Here is a 20,511-nt window from a genome sequence, read left to right as displayed (position 1 = left end):
TTGAGTGGTTTCTAATTCATTTAAACATCCCATAAGTTGGAAGATGTTTTAACACTCTCTCCCTTATGAGAAAAAAAGAATGCCATATCCGTCAATAAAGGAGGAAGTATTTCACGCTCTATTCCGTCATTTTAGGTCCACACTATGGTCCATACTAAAAGAATTAAAGGTAAGATACAGCGATGGTTACTTTAACGTTAGAAGAATTATAAAAATATCACGAAGAAGAATCTAATACAGAGCAATCAGCATCTACACACTTGAAAGAAAAGAGCTTCATTTAAGAGGAGAATAGGAAGAACAGGCGAAAAGGAACACTTCACACAAAAATTTAATACCCCTATGAATCATATTGACATTATAAGGAGGTTATTATGCCAAAAGCGAAGTCGAAAACAAAAGGAATCCCCTCACCCCATCATTATGTCTATCCTGGTACCCAAATACTCAAAAATAAATATGGAGAAAAAGATTTAAAACTCTTTCTGGAAAAATGTTCGCATGACACAGAACAGGCATTAAAGGTTCTGCGTCAAGAACCCCTACCAGAATATTTTGATGCTGATTATCTATGCTATATCCATCATCAATTGTTTAAAAATACATTTGAATGGGCTGGAAAGATACGCACTGTTCCCTTCACATTTGCAGACGGTAGCGTTGCCGCCATGCCAGAAATGAAAAGAGCAGAATTGGGCAATGCTTTTGCAAGCGATGGGGAAATTCTCGAAAAATTACAAAAATTAGAGAGAATGCTTGCCGAAAAAGAAAATTTGCAGGGCTTAACGCGCGAAGAATTCAACTCTGAAGCAGTAAAATTGTTTATCTCTTTCAAAAATATACACCCATTCATAGATGGCAATGAACACGCAACAGAATTCTTTTTTGAAAATCTCGCCAAAGCAGCAGAACATCAACTTGATTTTTCGCTTGCCACAAAAGAACGCATGATGGCTGCCTATACCGAAGCAGCACAATATGGCAATACACAAGCGATGCAAGATCTTTTTGAAGATATCTCCAATCCAAAAAAAATATGTATTTTAAAAGAATTCATGAACAACATGAAAGAAGTTGGGTGCGATGTTAATGATCGTCTTGTTGTGGTTGCAAAAGAAGGCGAAACTTACATGGGCACCTATAAAAGTGTTGGTTTGAATAGCTTTGTAGTCTATGCGCAAGGTACTTACATCCTTGGCAATAAAGATTCTCTCACACCAGAGCAAATAAAAACATTAAAACCCGGTGGTACAATTGTCTTTACAACCCCCAAAGCCGAAGAGCTTGAAAACACGCTTATCCCCAAAGAGACATTAGCACCTCTAACAAACAGTGAATTTATCAGAAGGGTTGCGGATAGTAACCGTGTCTACACAGCTCGAGATCAAATTCAACATTTGTCAAAAATTGTTTATGGCAACTCAGCAGCATTAGAAGAACGGATGGAAGAAGTTTTTAAAAATCCAGACTCAGGCCAAAAGCTTGCTAATCAGATTGAGCGCTCTCCTCATTCTATTTCTCATCTTGCAGGTGTCAATATTTTTAGCTTTAAAAGTCAAATGCGCCAAAATGCTGAAGATCATGTTAATCTGCTCTGTACCGCAGTGACGAATTATGCGACTGCTGTAAAATATATGCGTCATGCAATCACTCAAGAACATAAAATCGAACAAGACCGTTGCGGAAAAGCGGTCGAGAAGCCAAGTAAAGACTTGCAAAATCTCCTTTCCTTATCACCGGAATTACAAAAAGAAGTCTTGTCTCAATCTCCTCACTTGTACCAAGAACTCCGCACTCTTGTACGCAATTTAGAGCATCGTCTCTCATCAAACGAATATAATGCGATCAGAAACCATGATTATGAAACACTCGCGAAAAGTATTGGTGTATCAGAACAGAAAGCACAAGAAATTACCAACATTGTTCAGAAGGCCAAAGAAGCACATGAGCAAGTCCACATACGCAGACTAAATCGCTCAAATGTGCTCGCTATAGCAAGCTAAAAAGCTGTGAAAATTTGCATCTTCCTTTGAATACGCATGGCAAAGGAGTGCTTTGACACTCTCTTTTCCATAAAAGTGGGAGCGTTAAGCGCCATATCACCGATTTTTAAAATACCATTTTACAGTATATCCCGATAAAACCGACCGCCAAAACCGCCTACTAAAACCGAAAGTAAGACATGATGAAATATACCAAGACACAAATGATACTCATTTTAACACCTATTGCTTTAGGTTCTTTAACGATATTCCTTGTTCCTCATTTTTTGTTGTTTATAATAAATGGACTAAAGAGCAATCAAATTTATTGGACTCTTCGTTCAGAACCTTTACTAGTCCTAGCACTAACAGCTGCTGTGTCATTGTTTTATAGTCTCTCGCAAAAACTGCACTTACGTAAAGGAATTACTTTCGTTTCCCTTATCTTTTTTGGAACCACAGCTCTTTACTATATTGGTGGAGAAATAAAACGTTTAGGTCCCTATGTAGGCCAACAAGGAATAACGTGGAACTATGCGCTTCAATTCATGGACCCCATGGTTGTCTTTGGCGTCATCATTGGCCTTTTTCTTTTAGCAATCCAATTTATAACAACCTCTCCACCTAAAAATAAGGTCAAACGTGCAAAAAAAGGTGTGTTTGGTGAATCCGCATGGATGAATTTAAGAGAGGCAGCGAAAATTTTTCCTGCCAATGGGCAAATTGTTGTGGGTGAAAGATACCGTGTTGATCAAGATAATGTGTGCAAAATTCCCTTTGCACCTGGCAATAAAACAACATGGGGAAAGGGTGGGACAGCCCCTTTGCTAACCTTTAACCTTGATTTTGGTTCAACTCATATGATCTTTTTTGCTGGTTCTGGTGGCTATAAAACAACAAGTACAGTGGTTCCCACGTGTTTAACCTATCCAGGGTCTATTATTTGTCTTGATCCTTCAACAGAAGTTGCCCCAATGGTCAAATTTGCGCGTCAAAAGATGGGGAATAGAAATGTCATTGTTCTCGATCCAAATTCATTTTTAACAAAAAATTTTAATGTCATCGATTGGCTTTTAGACGACAGCGTACCACGCACACAACGCGAAGCAAATATTGTAAGCTTTGCTAAGTTGCTTCTTACAGATAAAAAATCAGAAAATTCTTCAGCGGAATATTTCTCGACACAAGCTCATAACCTTTTAACAGCTCTTCTTGCTCATGTTATATTTTCTGATGAATATAACGACACCGAGCGCAATTTAAAAACATTGCGTGGAATTCTCTCTCAATCAGAAACAGCTGTTGTCAATCAACTACGTATGATTCAAGAAACAACACCTTCTCCTTTTATTCGCGAAATGGTTGGTATTTTTACAGAAATGGCAGAGCAAACCTTTTCAGGAGTCTATACAACCGCATCAAAAGACACTCAATGGCTTTCTTTGTCCAATTACGCAGATCTTGTCTGCGGAGATGATTTTTTTTCCTCAGATATTGCAAATGGCAATACAGATGTTTTTCTCAATCTCCCCGCAAGCATTTTAAACAGTTATCCAGCTATTGGACGCGTGATTATTGGCGCCTTTCTCAATGCCATGGTTACAGCAGACGGTAACTATAAAAAGCGTGTTTTATTCGTCTTAGATGAAGTTGATCTTCTAGGCTATATGAATATTTTAGAAGAAGCGCGCGATCGTGGACGTAAATACGGTACATCCTTGATGCTCTTCTATCAATCCTCTGGTCAGTTGGTCAACCACTTTGGAGAAGCAGGAGCACGTTCATGGTTTGAAAGTTGTTCCTTTGTCAGCTATGCTGCCATTAAAGACTTCCAAACTGCCAAAGATATTTCAGAACGCTGTGGCCAAATGACTGTTGAAGTAACCGGAACGAACAAATCAAGAGGCTTATCTTTAGGAAAGAGTTCATACAACGTCAATTACCAACAAAGAGCCCTGATTTTACCCCATGAGGTAATTCAAGAAATGCGTCAAGATGAACAAATTATTCTTATGCAAGGACAACCCCCTTTGCGATGTGGACGCGCCATCTATTTCAGAAGAAAAGAAATGTTAGCCGCAGCTGCAAAAAACCGCTTTGCTCCACAAAAGAAAAACTAACTTCCTATTATGAGATCTTGACTATGAAAAGATCAACCACAAAAACAACATACATTTCTATTTTTTAAAAACCCGTTAACAAAAAGTTTTTGACCGCTTCTTCACACATAAGGAAAACATGATAAAAAATCCGTGTTTTTTCCTTTTTGTATTTTGTGTATCGTTTTACCAGTACCCATCGTCTTTACAAGAAAGTCCACCCCCCTCAAATCACCTATAACCAAACCAACATTTCCACTTGAGAACGTCCTGCAAATACATTCCTACAAAGCTTTTTGTTTATAATTTATCCCCTACAAACAACCCAAAATTTGATCTTTGAGATAAGAACTCTCAAAACACCTACACTCAAGAACATCGATTTTTTCCCAAAAAATATTTAAGATATACATCAAAATGAATAAATCATTCTTATACAAGCTTTTCCCCCTTTACGATATCATAAAGTGTTCTATTTTAATGATAAAGCGCTGAAAAAGGCTTTTCTCCCCAACCAAAGAAAGGGTTTCCTCTCTTATGGATCTTAAAGCAGTGCAATACAATGAGAGCAATAATACAAAATAAAAAACAATTTGTTTTAAAAAAAACACAAACAAGATGTTCGTATGAAGCAATAAGAAAAACATAATGGAGAAAAATTCTTGATGACTGCTTTTGCCCTTAGATTCACTAATCTGAGTACTGTGTATGAAAAGTACCAACTCCATCCGCAAACCAAGAGCGATTGCACCCGCCATATCCACGATCTTCATCAAAGCGCTCTTGCAAATAACTTTGTTAAAAGCAAAAAACCAACAATTTTAAGCAACATTTTTCTTTTTGACCCCTTCCTTACAGCTCAAAGAATGAAGGTTTTTCCAGAGTCAATTTGTAGACAATCCATTTTCTGACCACTCATGGGCTTCATATCAGCGCCCTCAATACCAGTATTTTACAGTACAACAGGATAATAAACAAAAAGAAATATCAGAAAAGATTTCCAAAAATAAATGAAAAAAGAAAATATACATGAAAACAATCACAATAGAACATTTGGCATTTCTCACACCAAAAACCTTTCGCAAGTATCACAAAACGATCGATACAACCATCCATACACTTGAGGAAAAAGCACTCCCTCTCATAACACCAAAAATCTCAAAAGAATACGCGAAGGGGAATTTTTCACATGCAGCGTTTAAGACGCTTATCAACCACCACCCTACCTAGGAGAGATTATATGTTAGAGAAAAATTATTTATATAAAGGTACCCTAACACTCAAAAATAAATATGGCATAAAAGACCCCAAAAAACTGTATGAACGCTGTGCCCATGATACCGCCAGAGAAGCGGTCAATTTTCGCTATGAACCACTTCCACAAAAATTTGATTCCACTTATTTAAAATTAATTCACTGGAGCCTCTTCCACAAAACTTTTGAATGGGCTGGAAAAACCCGCGATGTATCCTTTACATTTGAAGATGGAACCTCTGCCCATATGCCGGCGATGCGTCCCAAAGGTTATGAAGTCCCTTTTGCTGTCGGACCGCAGATTCAAAAAAAACTAAAACAACTCGAAAAAACACTTAATGAGAAGAACAATTTAAAAGGTTTATCGCGCCAAGAATTTGCTGAAAATGCCGCTGAAGTTTTTATGGTACTCGAGCACGCACATCCTTTCCGAAAAGGAAATGGGCGCGTAAATCGAATGTTTATGGAAAAACTTGGACAAGCAGCAGGATATACCATTGACTTTTCTTTCATCACAAAAGGACGCATGACAGCAGCTTGTATTGAAGCCATGCAATATGGCAATCCCCAACCGATGAAAGATCTTTTTGAAGATATCACGCATCCGCAAAAATCCCTTGTTTTAAAAGAATTCATCTTCCAAATGAGAAATGCTGGACTGGATGAAATTAACAATCGTATTGTTGTTGCCGCAAAAGAAGGGATCCCCTATAAAGGCATTTTTAGAGGTTTTTCAGCAGAAGGTTTTGTCATGGAAATAGAAGGTGCTTTCGTCGTCGGCCACAAAGATGATCTCCCCCCAGAACTCGTCAAAACATTACTCAACGGTGCCCGCCTCTGCTTTCAAAAAACCAACGTTCAAAGCTTACAAGAAACACTGATCCCAAAAGAAACATTAGCACCTCTTACACATGAAGAGTTATTCACAAGAATTTCAAATGACGCTTATGTTGAAGCATGCCGAAAAGAAATCGAAAATTTATCAAAGATTGTTTATGGTAAAGCCCACGCATTAAAGACAAAAACAGATATCTTAACGGCAGATCCAAGCTTAGGAGATCAGTTTGCCAATGAAATTTTACAAAACCCTCAATCAATTTCTAAACTTGCAGGAAGAAAAATACTTGGCATGAAAAGTCCAAATCGTAGAAAGGCGGAACAAACTGCTCCACAACTCAGCCAAACCCTTAAGAGCTATGCCACAATAACAGAACAAACAAAAGAAGAAATTTTAGAGCAACATCAAAGAGAACAAAAACGCCTGAGCCACACTGTCAAAACACCTGAAAAAAATTTACAAAACCTATTTGCCTTACCAAGAGAACAACAAAGAGAAGCTTTATTGCATTCTCGTTCACTGCGACAAGAACTCCATCACTTTTCGCGCCAACTACACAATCGTCTATCCTCAGAAGATCGTAAAGCCGTACAAGAAAAAGATTACACCAGACTAGCTTGCCTACTTGGGACATCGGAAAGCAGAGCAAAAGAAATTGCGAATACTGTAAGGAACACCAAAGAAGCACAATGTCAAGCTTCCACCCTAAAAGTTAATCGCTCTTCATCACTTGCTCTTACCGGCTAAAAACGCGTGAACTTTTGCCTTCCAACTAACTCTTGGCGTAAATCATTTTATCTCCATTGCGCTCACCAGTTGTTTTAGAATGTTACAAAAAATAGTCCTAAAAATGAATCCTGTAATTTACTATAACTTATTGATAAAATTTCATAAAAAAGCTGTATAAAAGTCATAAACATCGATTACGGTAGTCGCAAATAGCGGAGGATTTTTGAAGACCCTTCAAATGGACATCCTCCTTTGTAGTAAAGCTATTAAAGCATAAAGGTGGAGAGTGCGCCAAAAAGGTTTTCTAAAAACAGATCGTGAAAGGAAACAGGCATGAAAATAAATCTACAATCCCCTTCTAAAAAGCCTTCGATACAAGGATTAAGACAACGCTTTGAACAAACTAACCAAGGATCTAATCCAGAACCCATCTATGCAAAGGTGAATAAGCCCAGAGGGAAACAACCCAAACAGTCAACTATCTATGCCCCCCAAACCCCACTAGGAACTATCTATGCCCCCCAAAACCCACCAGAATCTGCCTATGCAACACCGCGTGGTGGGCCAGATCCCCAAAAACGAGTAGACCCCTATGCAATAACTGATCTGCAGAATCTAGGTGGGGGGTCAGGATATTACAGCCTAAAAAATCCCCTCTACGAAGGATCTGGCATAGTGCAAAATGGAGGGCACTCCCAAGAGCCACAATTAGAAGAACACATCTACGAAGAGGTTGAGGTGGGAGGAAATGGGGAGCCAGACTATCAACGCCTAGAAAATCCCCTCTACCAAACATCTAGCATGGTGCAAAATGGACAGCCCCCTCATCCACAATTAGAAGAACACATCTACGAAGAGGTTAATGTGGGAGGAAATGGGGGGCCAGACTATCAACGCCTAGAAAATCCCCTCTACCAAACATCTAGCATGGTGGAAAATAGCCAGAACCCCCAACAACCAACAGAAACTATCTATGCACCCCAAAACCCACCAGAATCTGCCTATGCGGCACCGCGTGGTGGGCAAAATCCCCGAAAACTAGTAGACCCCTATGCAGTAACTGATCTGCGGGATCTAGGTGAATATGAAGTCCGAGAAAATCCCCTCTACGAAGGAATTGACACGGTGAAAAATGGAGGACACACACCCCAAGGACCCACAGAAAATGCCTCTGCAGAAGGTCCTACACCAAACAGAACAACACCTCTGACAAAAAAACAAGTAACTAAAAATCTTCAAGAAGACTTACGTGTCCAATACGGTGCAGACGAAGTCTGCCATTGGTCCCGAATTGTTTTTGGAAACCCGAATGCTTTGCAGGAGCAACTTACCAAGATTCTTGAAAATCCTGAACAAGGACGACAAATCGCACAAGATGTTGCAGCAGATCCTGAAAGCGTTGGTAAACTTGCCGGTAGAAAAGTACTGGGTATAAAATCCCCACAACGCAAACACGCTGAAGAAGGCGTAAAATCCCTATCTAGAGTTCTTAAAAGGCATGCGGAAACTGTAGAAACACAATACAAGAGCCTTACAAAGAGCCAAGAAAAACAAAAAGATCTTGAGAGAGGAGAAAGTCCAGAAAGAAGAGCTACACAAAGAACACATCATCATCACCATCATCACGCAAGAGAACAACGCCAAAATCCTCCACAGCATGATGTGCAATCACGCAGGCAACAAAGCCAAAAAGGAGTGGCTTTTGCACTGTGAGCATGCATAAATTTTGCCTTTTACCTAATCTCCTAGTGCAAGTCGTTTTGTATGAAGTGCGCTAGGTTTTTTATGCAATATTACGAAAAACATCCTTCAAAATAGCTCCCCGTAATTTTAATGTAACTTATTGATAAAATTTCATAAAAAAGCTGTATAAAAGTCATAAATATCGATTACGATAATTGCAAATAGCGGAGGATCTTTGGAAGTCATTCAAATGAACATCCTCCTTTGTAACAACGCTATTAAAGCGTAAAGGTGGAGAGTGCGCCAAAGAGGTTTTCTAAAATATTGAAAGGAAACTCGCATGAAGAAAAATCAACCTAACCCAGACCCCTTATACGCAAAGGTTAATAAACCATCCAGAACGCCTCACACCCCCTCCACAGAGGAAGTCATCTACGCCGATGTTAGCACAGGAAACCACCAACAGCACCCAGGTGAAACTGTCTACGCAGAGGTTAACACAAGAGGAAGCAGAGGAAACCACCAACAGCACCCAAGTGAAACTATCTACGCAGAGGTTAACACAAGAGGAGGCAGAGGAAACCACCAACAGCAAACAAGCCAAGCTGCCCATACAGGAGCTAGCGCAGAAAGGACACCAACCCCTCCTAGGTCTCCGAAAGATGAAGTTACTAGAAAGCTTTTACAAAACACAAACTTCCAATATGGTGTAAGAGAAGTCCAAGAGTGGAGCAAAGTTGTTTATGGTAACGAACATGCTTTGAATGAACAACTTTCTAAGATTCTTGACGATCCCAAGAATGCAGAAAAAGTCTTACGGGACCTTGCAGAAAATCCTGAAAGCCCTGCTAAGCTTGCTGGTAGAAAAGCACTTGGCATAAAAAGTCAAGCACGCAAAGAAGCTGAAGATGGTTTTTCTCCCCTTTGCTCAGCTCTTGAGAGACATATCCATACTACACAAAAGCTCCATAAACAGTTTACACGGGAGCAGGAAAGAGAAAGAGGTCAAAGACACGAAAGTCCAGAAAGAGACTCAGAGCACAGACATCACCACCACCATCATCGCCATCATCACGCAAAAGGAAGAGAACACGCTAATCCGGAGCACAATTCACAACAACGAAAACATGCAACCGAAAAAGGAGTGGCTTATGCCGTGTAAGGCATAAACGTAAAAACACATAAACTTTTGTTTTTCATGTAATCTAATCTCTTGGCGTAAATCGTTTCATTGCGATTGCGCCAAGAATTGTTTTATCTTGTAACAGAAAATAGTCCTAAAAATGGATTCAGTAATTGACTATAAACTTATTGATAAAATTTCACAAAAAAACTGTATAAAAGACACAAATTCCCATTACGATGGTGATAAATAGCGTCGGTCTTTGGAGATCACTCAATTTTGATATCTTCTTATAAAAACCATAAAAATATAAAGGGCGAGAGTGTGCACCAAAGAGGTTTTCTAAAACAATTATTGAAAGGAAACATGCATGAAAAAATATCACCCTCACCCTTTTCCATCCCCTTCAATACAAGAACTTATAGCGCTCTATGAAAAAGCGGCGGCAGAGGTTACAAACCCAGAAAGCCTCTATAAAGAAGCTCCTTCACAAAGCAAAAGGTTGTCATCCATACCAGAAAAAGATGAGGAAAGACAATCTCTTTTAAAAGAAGAAGCTGTATATGCATCAACAAATCCAACAACGCTTCTAACAAGAGGCAACTCTACCAAAAGGCAGCAAAAACATGAAACGACACACTCAACAGTTACTTCACAAGTTTCTCTAAAAAGGGCAACAAGAGTTCTCTCAGAGGAAGAAATCATTCAATTGCTTCCACATCATTCATTGGTTCAAACATATCGAAAGGAAATCCAACGTTTATCCGCAAGTGCCTATGGTAACCCAAACATTTTGCAAGAAAAAATGCAAGAAATTCAAAGAAATCCCGCTGCAGGAGAGGAGCTCTCATGGCGCATGGCAGCATATCCTGAAAGTATCGCTAAACTTTCAGGCACCAGCGCGTTGGGCTTCAAAAATCGAGCACGTAGACAAGCGGAAGAGAGTTATTCCGCTCTCAGTCTCACCATTGATTGTTATACAAAAGCTGTAAAACAGGCAAGAGAGAACCTCTTACAATCTCCAGAGCAAGAACTCAAAAACTATGAACGTTTAATGGGGAAGGAAGCCGTCGCTGAACTTCTACAAAAACCAGATCATTGTGAAAAAGAAACTCTTTCAAAGGCAGAAATTTCCACCCAAATTCACCAACATTCAAAAGTCAAAAGACACCATGCCCAAATCAAATATTGGTGCACTGTTGTTTTTGGAAACGAAAATATTTTACAATCACAAATAGAAGCGCTTTTCCAAAACCCTGAAACGATAGAAGCACTCGGACAGCAACTTGTCGGAAATCCTCAATCTTTTCACAAGTACGCTGGTATCAATCTTTGTGGCTTTAAAAATCAAGCACGCAGACATGCTGAAGCTGGTCTTTCCCACCTCATTGACGCCACTGATAATTATGCAACGGCTGTAACACAAGTAAGAGAGAGCATTTTGCAAACCGAGCAGGCAAAACAAAAGCGCCATGAACCATCTTATAAACGGGCGCAAGATTTGCATCAACAACAAAGCGTCTCACCGTCTGCTCAACGCACTGAGCCTTCAACAGTAACGCATGAAGGAACAACACTCCTTGGACAACAAAGAGAAATAGATATTCGTCCTCGCAAAACTGCCGCCCCAAAAGCGATGGCTTTTGCCAGCTAAACAGACATAAGTTTTCACATTAAATCCAACATCTTGGCGCAACACAGAACAGGGGTGTTTGCGCCAAGAAAGCCCAATCTTGTGAAACAATTCAGTTTCATATCTGCTCTCGTAAAGACCGAGTAAAAAAGCATAAAATAGAATAAACACCAACGCATATTTTTAAATAGTATTTAAAAACAATATTTGAAGAGTTTGAAAGGAACATATATGAAAAAAAGAAATCCTTCCCCTTTTATCACCGAAATGATGGAAAAATTTCAACAACAGACTGAACAATCCCCCACCAGCCCCCGCCCTCCGCAAGTTTCTCAAAGTTTGCCAAAACCAACTGTACAAAAACGCCCAGAAAATTTATCACACCACCCAAAGGTTGCTCCACCGCCCCCCACACACATGAAAAACCGAGTGCAAACCAGCACAATGCCTCCTAACGCCAAAAACCAAGAGACGCCTCCCCCACAAAAAAAAGTGGCTCCGCCAAAACCTCCGCGTGCAAAAGAGAGACAACAACATAAACCAACAGTTCAAGAGTCCCCCTCCCTACAGACAAAAGTGGCTCCGCCCCCTCCTCCACGCATGAGAGAAAAAACACAAACCGGCACAAAAATCCCCAGCACAAAAATCCAAGAGAACTCCTCTCCGCACACAAAAGCAGCGCCACAAAGACCTCCACGCGAAAAAGATAGGCAACAAAACAAAACAACAGTTCAAGAGTCCCCCTTCCTACAGACAAAAGTAGCTCCGCCCCCTCCTCCACGCATGAGAGACAGAGTGCAAAACGGCACAAAAATCCAAAATCCTGAAACACATGAACCAAGTGTTAGACCCAAAACACCATTACATATGAAAGTCAGGCAGCAAAGCAGTTCATCATCACAAGACAGTGGAACATATGCCGTCCCGCCTTCAAGAAAACCGCACCGTATGGAAAACAGAAAACAAAGCGATACTGTCGTCCAAAAACCTTCCTCTCCACACACAGCAATTGAACAACCAAAATCGTCTCACGGACAAAAACCATCTATTAATACAATGGAAAGAGAGCTATTGCTCGTAGCATATCAAGAAGAAATACGATTTTTGTGCGAAAAAGTTTATGGCGACCGGCTTATTTTAAGTGAAAGAATAGAAGCAATCAAAGAAAACCCCGATATGGGAGAACAGCTCTTATGGGATGTTACAGAACAGCCTAAGTCTATTTCTAAGCTTGCTGGTAGAAAAGTTCTTGGCATAAAAAATCATGCGCGCAGAAAAGCTGAAGAAACTCTTCCCACCCTATGTGCTGCCATTAACGGTTATGTGTATACTTCAAAATATACAAAAAGTGAAAATATTTTACAAGGTTCTCACACGGAACAACAACATCAGCGACAAACACACGAGGAAGAGCTAACAAATCAACATTTACAAAATCCGCTCAATTCAGAAAAGAAAATAAAGCCTCTCTCAAATGAGGAAATTGCCCGCAGAGTTCAACAAGATCCATCGGTTCGATATGGTCAAAGAGAGATCGAATATTGGTGCCAAATTGTTTATAATGATCCATTTATTTTGCAATATAACATAGAAGATATGCAAAAAATTCCGGATATAGGAGAAGAGCTTGTATTTCAAATTGAAAACCCTTCTAGATCTTTTGCTCCGCTTGCTGGTAGGCAAGTCCTTGGCATAAAAAATGGAGCACGCAAAGCCGCTGAAGAAAATCTTCCTACCCTGTGTACCGTCATTAAGGATTATGCTGAAACTGTAAAACAGTTAAGAGAAACCATTGTGCAAAACCATCAGGCAGAACAACAACAACGTTATCAACCACCTACCGATCTCGATAAAAAATTACAAAAGCAGCAAAGCTTATCGCAGCCCCCAAAGCTGCCTGAACGCTCAACAGCAAAGCGGCATCAAGAAGTTGCAGAAACTTCTAGACAAGAAGACCAGCCGCATGTTCGACCGCGCAGAGCCGAAACATCAAAGGCAATAGCTTTGTCGTGATAAATCTCCTAATTGTTGGCTTTTTATCCAAAACTTTGGTGCAATTATCTTGCCAAGATTGCACCAAAGACGGTGTATGAAATACAGAAAATTTTGAATAAGACACCCCATTATTTTACAGAATTCATTGATAAAATTTCACGATAATACTTCATAAAAATTACACACTTTAACTTTTTTCCATGATTAACTTGGTTCCATGCGAATAAGGTCAATTTTTTCAATCATTCAAATAGGCATTCTTCTTTGAAGAAAACGCTACGAAAATAATTAAAGGCAAAAAATGTAAAAAAAGCTTTCAAAAAATAATGTTAACCTTTGAAAGGAAATATACATGAAAGAAAACACTAAATATTGTGCCTCTTCCACACAGGAAGAATTGCAAGAGCAACACTCTGCAATTAATGCAGCCATTTCAAAGCAAATCAATGAAGAAGCGCAAAATTTTTTCTACCCCAATAGCAAAGTGCTTAAAAATAAATACCGCATCAAAGAGCAAGAAATATTAAAAGAACGCTGTTTTAATGATGTAAAAAAAGAAATGATAAAACTGCACCAAGAACCTCTACCAGAGCAGTTTAATGCCTCTTATCTAAAATACCTTCATCAACGCCTCTTTTCCCGTGCATTTGAATGGGCCGGACAAACACGCGAAGAGCCTTTTACATTTGAAGATGGCACTGTTGCTTCTATGCCCATTTTGAAAAGAAAAGAATTTACAAAACCTTTTGCGATTGGCAGAAAAATACAGGAGGGACTAGAAAAGTTAGATAAAACGCTTGCTGAAAAGAATAATTTACAAGGCTTAACTCGCGAAGAATTCGTTGAACAAGCAGCTGGTATAATGATAGATTTGCACCACTTGCATCCTTTCAGAGAGGGCAATAGGCGCACAAAGAGACTGTTTGTTGAAAAACTCTCTCAAGCAGCAGGACATGAGCTAGACTTTTCTCTTGTGAGCAAAAAACGTAAAGACTTTGTCCGCGCCGCTGCCATGGAACATAGTGATCCAGAGCCTATGAAGCATCTGCTTGAGGATATCTCAAATCCAGAAAAATTGCTCCTCTTACGAGAATTCACCAACTCTATGAGAGAGCTTGGATTGGATGAAAAAAATTATCATCTCGCTATCGTCGCAAAAGAAGGAGAAACCTATCATGGTACCTACAGAGGCAGTGGACCCAATGGCTTCATGCTTGATGCCAACGGGATTTTCATCTTGGGAAATAAAAAAGATCTCACCCCAGAGCAAATACAGACATTAAAAATCGGTGCCCCCCTCTCCTTTACAGCACCAAAAGTTCAAAACCCAGAAAAAACCCAGCAAAAAACATTGCTTCCAGAAGAAAAAAGAGCCACTCTTAAAAACGATGAAATAACTGAAAAAAGCAAAGACAACACATCCATTCAAACAAAAAAAAAGGAAAAATCCCATTTTTCACCATGGATTGCCCCTCATGCTTTACATGACAGCATTGAAGTTATGCCACAAAGTTTGCAAGAACAAGAACAAATGACCAAACCAATTGCTCAATCGGATTCCTCCATGAGGCAAATGCAAAAAGATTTCCAAAAAAACATTTTACAGACCAGTAATACAGCGACAAATGATCCAATATCTGTCAAAATGACAAAGGAAACACGCTCTGATCATCCAGAAATAGAAAAACAGCCCCAAAAAAAAGCAATGGCATACTGGGATACTGGTACAAAAAAAACGGACACCGTCCCTCTCATCTTACAGGAGAAATTATCCTCACCGCCTGAGACCGAAGAAAATAAGACAATATACCGTAATTTCTTTTACCCCAATAGTATCACCTTAAAAAATAAATATGGAATAAAAGACTATAGAAAATTAAAAGTGCAATGTGCCCATGATACAACAAAAGCAATCATTCATCTGCGCCAAGAAGCGCCACCACAAAAAATAACCTCCACATATCTCCAATATATTCATCACACCCTATTTAAAAATACTTTTGAATGGGCAGGACAAACACGCGAAAAACCATTTACATTTGAAGATGGTACCGTTGCTTATATGCCAATGATGAAAAAAGATGGTATTTCTTTTGCCTCAACAAAACAGATACAGGAGGGACTAGACAATTTAGATAAAATACTTGCTGAAACGAATAGCTTAAAAGGCTTAACCCGCGAAACATTTGTTGAACATGTCACTGAAATGTTGATACAGCTCAACTATACGCATCCCTTCAGAGAAGGTAATGGACGCACACAACGAATGTTTTTTGAAAAACTTGGGCAAGTTGCTGGCCACACGCTCGATTTTTCTCTTGTAACAGAAAAACGCATGAATCTTGCCAGTATTGCATCGCTAAAACATAACGATAAGGAAGAGATGAAACATCTGCTTGAGGATATCTCAAATCCAGAAAAAATACTTATTTTAAAAGAATTCATAGACAATATGAAACATATTGGGTTTGAAAATATTCATCATCATCTTATTACAACAGCGAAAGAAGGTCATACCTATAAAGGCTTCTACAGAGGCAGTGGTCCCAATGGCTTCATGCTTGATGCCAACGGGATTTTCATCTTGGGAAATAAAAAGGATCTCACCCCAGAGCAAATACAGACATTAAAAATCGGTGACGCCCTCTCCTTTACAGCACCAAAAGTTCAAAACCAGCAAGAAGTGCTTATCCCCACAGAAACAATAGCCCCCCTTACCAATAATGAAATTGCCACAAGGATAAAAAACAACACATCCATTCAAGCAAGAAGAAAAGAAATCGAAACTTTGTGCCAAATCATTTATGGCAATCGTCATATTTTGCAGGAAAGAATTGAGATGATCCATGAAAATCATACTGAAGGAGAACAGCTCACCTATCAAATTGCCACCTCTCCCCAATCTATTTCTAAGCTTTCTGGTAGCAATGTATTTGGCATAAAAAACAACGCGCGCGCCCATGCTGAAGCAAATATTTTGTCCCTCTGTAGAGCCATTGATTGTTATATCAATATTTTTAAACAAACAGAAAGAGATATTCTCCATACCCATCATATAAAACAAAGGCGGTGTGAACAGTCGGTAAAAATTCCTGAAGCTTGGATGAAAAATCTCTTTTCCTTGTCAAAAGCACAACAGCAAGAAACTTTATCAAACTCTCCTGAATTAAGGGGAGAGATAAGGACTTATATCAAAAAAATCAATGAGCGCTTATCCTCGAACGAGCATGAGGCTATAAAGGAAAATAATCCTGAAAGACTTGCGAAGAGTCTTGGCACATCAACCGTTAAAGCAAAAGAGATTATGGACATAATCAAGCAAATAAAAGAGATAGAACAGCATATACAACCCATGTATTTTTATAACCATAAATTCGATGAGCGCTTAGCACCAAACCAATATCAATCTATCCAGCATTAATCTATAAAGAAAGACAATGAAAAAAAATATTCCAACACTCTTGATAAAGAAGCAATTAAAGTGCAAAAAATGACAGAAAACGTCAATCAGAGTCCTAAAAGACAAGAAAATATTCAACCTCACCAAACAGAGCACGCAAAAGCAATGACAATGAATATCTAAAGGGTCCATAAACTTTAACTTTTTTGCATCTCTGGTAAAAATGATAGTCTTTACCCGCCTGCTTTCATTGGCAAATCAATCGCACCTCAACGGGAATGGAAACCATGAAAGAACAAATTTATCTTATTTCCTCAGATTTTATCCTCATTAACTGTGAAAAGAAACCTGAACAAGCAAAATGAAAGGATCAATCATTTTTGAAAATGATAATTAATCACTTTCATTACCTATAGTGCTAAAAACAGACAAAATGCTGTTGAAAGATCACGTCTTCCTATTCTTTTGTTTATGTAATCTCTAAAATGGGAAGGCAGCCTAATTTTGAGAGAATATAAAGCCGTAAAGGTAAAAACCAATCACGAGCTTTGCCATCACCTTTTAGCTTAGCCTTACAACTTTAAAAAACATCTAAAGCACTGTCTTTAAATAATGGAGATTGTACATTGCTTCACGCTTTTATTTTATTTGCGTTCCTTAATAGGGTCATGCCCCTTACATAAAACAGAACGGGTATTTTGGGGGGTGCACTATTCACGACATCACACCATAAAGAGAAATTAACATTATATATCCCTATATGTCCCTTCAAACTGTTATGATGTCGCTCCCATATTTCAGTTTGAAAAAGAAATTTTAATTATTTTATGGCAACAATAAAAAGTGTAATGCAACAGTAAACAAGGAGCATAAAAAAGTCTTCAAGCACCATTGTTGACAGAAAGATAAACACCGTCGTAAAACGCTTACAAAAAGTATCCTTGATTGGGATACAGATCAGATTTTTACGATTTAAAACGGTTTATTTCTCCTATCATCGCTTCTCTTTTACAACGAACCCGATATATCTTTATGACATTGATTAAAAAAATTGCAACAGTTGCTTCCGGAACCCTCATGAGCCGTATTTTTGGCTTCGTACGCGAAATGCTTATGGCAGCAGCCCTAGGAACTGGCCCTGTTTCTGATGCCTTTAACGCTGCTTTTCGTTTTCCCAACACATTTCGTCGTTTTTTTGCTGAAGGTGCCTTTAACGCTGCTTTCATTCCTCTTTTTGCAAAAAAAATCACTGAAGATGGTCAAGAAACAGCATGCAAATTTGCAGAAGAAGTCTTTGGCGTTCTCTTTTCGATGCTCTTACTGTTAACGATTGCGATGGAACTGAGTATGCCTTTTTTGGTACGAACCATTATTGCCCCAGGTTTTACCGAAGATGCAACAAAATTTAACGCTACAATTCACTTTACTGCGATCATGTTTCCCTATTTAACCTGCATGTCGCTTGCTGCCATGATGGGAGGCATGCTTAATGCTCTGCGACGCTATTTTATTGCCGCCATTGCCCCATTATTTTTAAACATTATTCTGATTAGTGTGCTTGCCTATGCTTGGATCTATAAACTTGACGCTTGGCATATCGGCTTAAATCTCTCTTGGGGTGTATTGGCAGCAGGGCTTCTTCAACTCACCTTAATTGCCCTTGCTTTGCGTCAAAGTGGAATGAAAGTTTCCTTCCGACAGCCCCACTTAAGTCCTAATGTTCGCAAGCTATTAACTTTAGCATTCCCAGCAGCCATCACGGGTGGCATCACACAAATCAATTTGCTCATTAATACTAACATTGCTTCTAGTCAATCGGGTGCTGTCTCTTCTTTGATGTACGCTGATCGTCTTTATCAATTGCCTCTAGGCGTAATCGCCATTGCCGTTGCAACCGTTCTTTTACCAGAATTAACACGCGCTTTGCGAAGAAAAAAACACAAAGAAACCCACCATTTACAAAACCGCTCTATTGAATTAACGCTATTGTTAACACTTCCAGCATCCATCGCTTTTTTGCTGCTCTCCACTCCTATTGTCAGTTTGCTCTTTGAGCGAGGACAATTTACCAGTCAATCAACACACCATGTTGCACAATTACTGGAACTTTATGGACTAGGACTTCCAGCTTTTGTTCTCATTAAGGTCTTTATTCCTAATTTTTTTGCCCATGAAGATACCAAAACACCGATGATTTTTACAGGTATTTGCGTTTTCATCAATATCAGTCTCGCCTTAACATTATTTCCTATTCTATCTGCACGAGGCATTGTTATTGCTGAAATTACCTCTGGATGGGTCAACGCCCTGTTGCTTTGGGGTGTCCTTATCAAACGCGGTTATTGGAAATACGACTTCCAACTGATAAAGCGAATATTATGTCTCATGATAGCAACCCTTTTGAGTGCACTAGCCCTCTATTACGGATTGAATGTGTTTGGTTTTTTATCTTTTCCTTTATCTTCACAAGCATCCTTTTTCTTGCGCGCCAGCACCTTAGCTGGGATCATGCTTGGCATATTCTTGATCTATTTTTGTGCCTATTTTTTATTCAACACCCATTCCTTTTTTCACACGCTTAAAAATTTGAAAAAACGCTCATAATATCTATACTTTGTCAAAAACAATAAAACAAATAACCTTAATTGAAGAAAGAGCACTCCTATGGATACCTTCACACCACTTGTCTTTTCCGGCGTACAACCGAGTGGTCATTTACATCTTGGCAATTATCTTGGAGCCATTCAGCGTTGGGTTGAACTGCAAAACTCTCATCACTGCCTCTATTGTGTTGTGGATATGCATGCGCTCACAATCAACCCAGATCCCCTTACTTTACGCGAATCCACCAGAACAGTGACAGCAGCCTTTTTAGCTTGCGGTATTGATCCTCAAAAACACATTATTTTTAACCAATCACGTGTTTTTCAACATGCTGAACTCGCCTGGATTTTTAATTGTGTTGCCCGTATCGGCTGGCTTCAACGCATGACACAATTTAAAGATAAAGCAGGCAAAGATCGTGAAAAAGCATCCATCGGGCTTTTTGCCTATCCCACTTTGATGGCTGCTGATATTTTAGTCTATCGTGCAACGCATGTTCCAGTAGGCGAAGATCAAAAACAGCATGTTGAACTCACACGCGATATTGCACAAAAATTTAACAACGACTATGCACAGCGTATTGCCGAATTAAATTTTGGTATCTCGATGAAAACGGATGAAGAAAAAAGACAAGGCTTCTTTCCCCTCCCAGAGGCGCTTATTGGAACAACAGCCACACGCGTTATGTCTTTACGCGATGGGACGAAAAAAATGTCAAAATCGGATCCTTCAGATTTTTCACGCATTAATTTGACCGATGATGCTGATCTTATCGCAAAAAAAATACGCAAAGCCAAAACGGATTCGGCCCCTCTTCCCGATACCCTTACCGCTTTAAAAGAACGACCAGAAGTGGACAACCTGCTTGGTATTTATGCCGCCTTTTCCAAAGTTAGCAAAGAAAAGCTTCTCTTAGAATTTTCTGGTCAACAATTTTCGCATTTTAAAACAGCTCTAGCCGACCTTGTTGTCCATAAGCTTGCCCCTATAACAGAAGAATTACGTCGACTGCATCAAGAAAGTGATTATATTGACTCTGTTTTGCATGATGGCGCAGAACGTGCTAGTATGCTCGCAGAAGAAAATATGAAAAAAATTCGTGAAATTATTGGATTTTTGCACGACACATAAAGATAATAAAACTAAAAACTGTAGAGAGCAAAAAATCGTT

Annotated in this window: 10 protein-coding genes and 2 pseudogenes; 11 read left to right on the top strand and 1 reads right to left on the bottom strand. The window is 39.2% G+C overall.

Going from position 1 to position 20,511, the window contains the following annotated elements:
• The first annotated feature begins 374 nt into the window (after positions 1-374).
• The 9 genes and pseudogenes from ACFINF_RS06495 to ACFINF_RS06455 all read left to right on the top strand — a co-directional run bounded on the left by ACFINF_RS06495 (position 375) and on the right by ACFINF_RS06455 (position 16,919).
• A complete protein-coding gene (locus ACFINF_RS06495; protein WP_375620163.1) occupies positions 375-2,003 on the top strand; it encodes a BID domain-containing T4SS effector in 1,629 nt (542 codons plus the stop codon).
• 182 nt (positions 2,004-2,185) lie between these two features.
• Entirely contained in the window at positions 2,186-4,102 is a 1,917-nt protein-coding gene (gene traG, locus ACFINF_RS06490) for a Ti-type conjugative transfer system protein TraG (RefSeq protein ID WP_375620178.1), read from the top strand.
• A 1,008-nt stretch (positions 4,103-5,110) separates the two neighbouring features.
• Positions 5,111-5,311 carry a hypothetical protein gene (locus ACFINF_RS06485; RefSeq protein ID WP_375620162.1) on the top strand — a complete coding sequence of 67 codons (201 nt, stop codon included), beginning with the start codon at positions 5,111-5,113 and terminating at the stop codon, positions 5,309-5,311.
• A 10-nt stretch (positions 5,312-5,321) separates the two neighbouring features.
• Positions 5,322-6,920 (top strand): BID domain-containing T4SS effector, encoded by a 1,599-nt coding sequence (locus ACFINF_RS06480; protein WP_375620161.1) that lies wholly within the window; start codon positions 5,322-5,324, stop codon positions 6,918-6,920.
• Between the two features lie 315 nt (positions 6,921-7,235).
• Positions 7,236-8,615 (top strand): BID domain-containing T4SS effector, encoded by a 1,380-nt coding sequence (locus tag ACFINF_RS06475; RefSeq protein ID WP_375620160.1) that lies wholly within the window; start codon positions 7,236-7,238, stop codon positions 8,613-8,615.
• A 310-nt stretch (positions 8,616-8,925) separates the two neighbouring features.
• Positions 8,926-9,747, top strand: a complete 822-nt coding sequence (locus tag ACFINF_RS06470; RefSeq protein ID WP_375620159.1) for a BID domain-containing T4SS effector — start codon at positions 8,926-8,928, stop codon at positions 9,745-9,747.
• Between the two features lie 331 nt (positions 9,748-10,078).
• Positions 10,079-11,362 (top strand): BID domain-containing T4SS effector, encoded by a 1,284-nt coding sequence (locus ACFINF_RS06465; RefSeq protein ID WP_375620158.1) that lies wholly within the window; start codon positions 10,079-10,081, stop codon positions 11,360-11,362.
• Positions 11,363-11,572: 210 nt separating this feature from the next.
• Positions 11,573-13,354, top strand: a complete 1,782-nt coding sequence (locus tag ACFINF_RS06460; RefSeq protein ID WP_375620157.1) for a BID domain-containing T4SS effector — start codon at positions 11,573-11,575, stop codon at positions 13,352-13,354.
• A 334-nt stretch (positions 13,355-13,688) separates the two neighbouring features.
• Positions 13,689-16,919 (top strand): annotated as a pseudogene (locus ACFINF_RS06455) (BID domain-containing T4SS effector).
• A gap of 289 nt (positions 16,920-17,208) precedes the next feature.
• Here ACFINF_RS06455 and ACFINF_RS06450 read toward each other — a convergent pair.
• A pseudogene (locus ACFINF_RS06450) lies at positions 17,209-17,428 on the bottom strand (integrase); the annotation flags it as partial.
• Between the two features lie 340 nt (positions 17,429-17,768).
• Between ACFINF_RS06450 and murJ the strand changes: the two are divergent.
• Positions 17,769-19,340, top strand: a complete 1,572-nt coding sequence (murJ, locus tag ACFINF_RS06445; RefSeq protein ID WP_375620177.1) for a murein biosynthesis integral membrane protein MurJ — start codon at positions 17,769-17,771, stop codon at positions 19,338-19,340.
• A 60-nt stretch (positions 19,341-19,400) separates the two neighbouring features.
• On the top strand, positions 19,401-20,471 hold the full coding sequence (trpS, locus tag ACFINF_RS06440; protein ID WP_375620156.1) for a tryptophan--tRNA ligase: 1,071 nt from the start codon (positions 19,401-19,403) through the stop codon (positions 20,469-20,471).
• Positions 20,472-20,511: the final 40 nt, after the last annotated feature.

Origin of the sequence: Bartonella sp. TS25HLJMH (assembly GCF_042193505.1) — a bacterium.
Taxonomy (GTDB): domain Bacteria; phylum Pseudomonadota; class Alphaproteobacteria; order Rhizobiales; family Rhizobiaceae; genus Bartonella; species Bartonella grahamii.
This window is presented reverse-complemented; position numbering and strand designations above follow the sequence as displayed.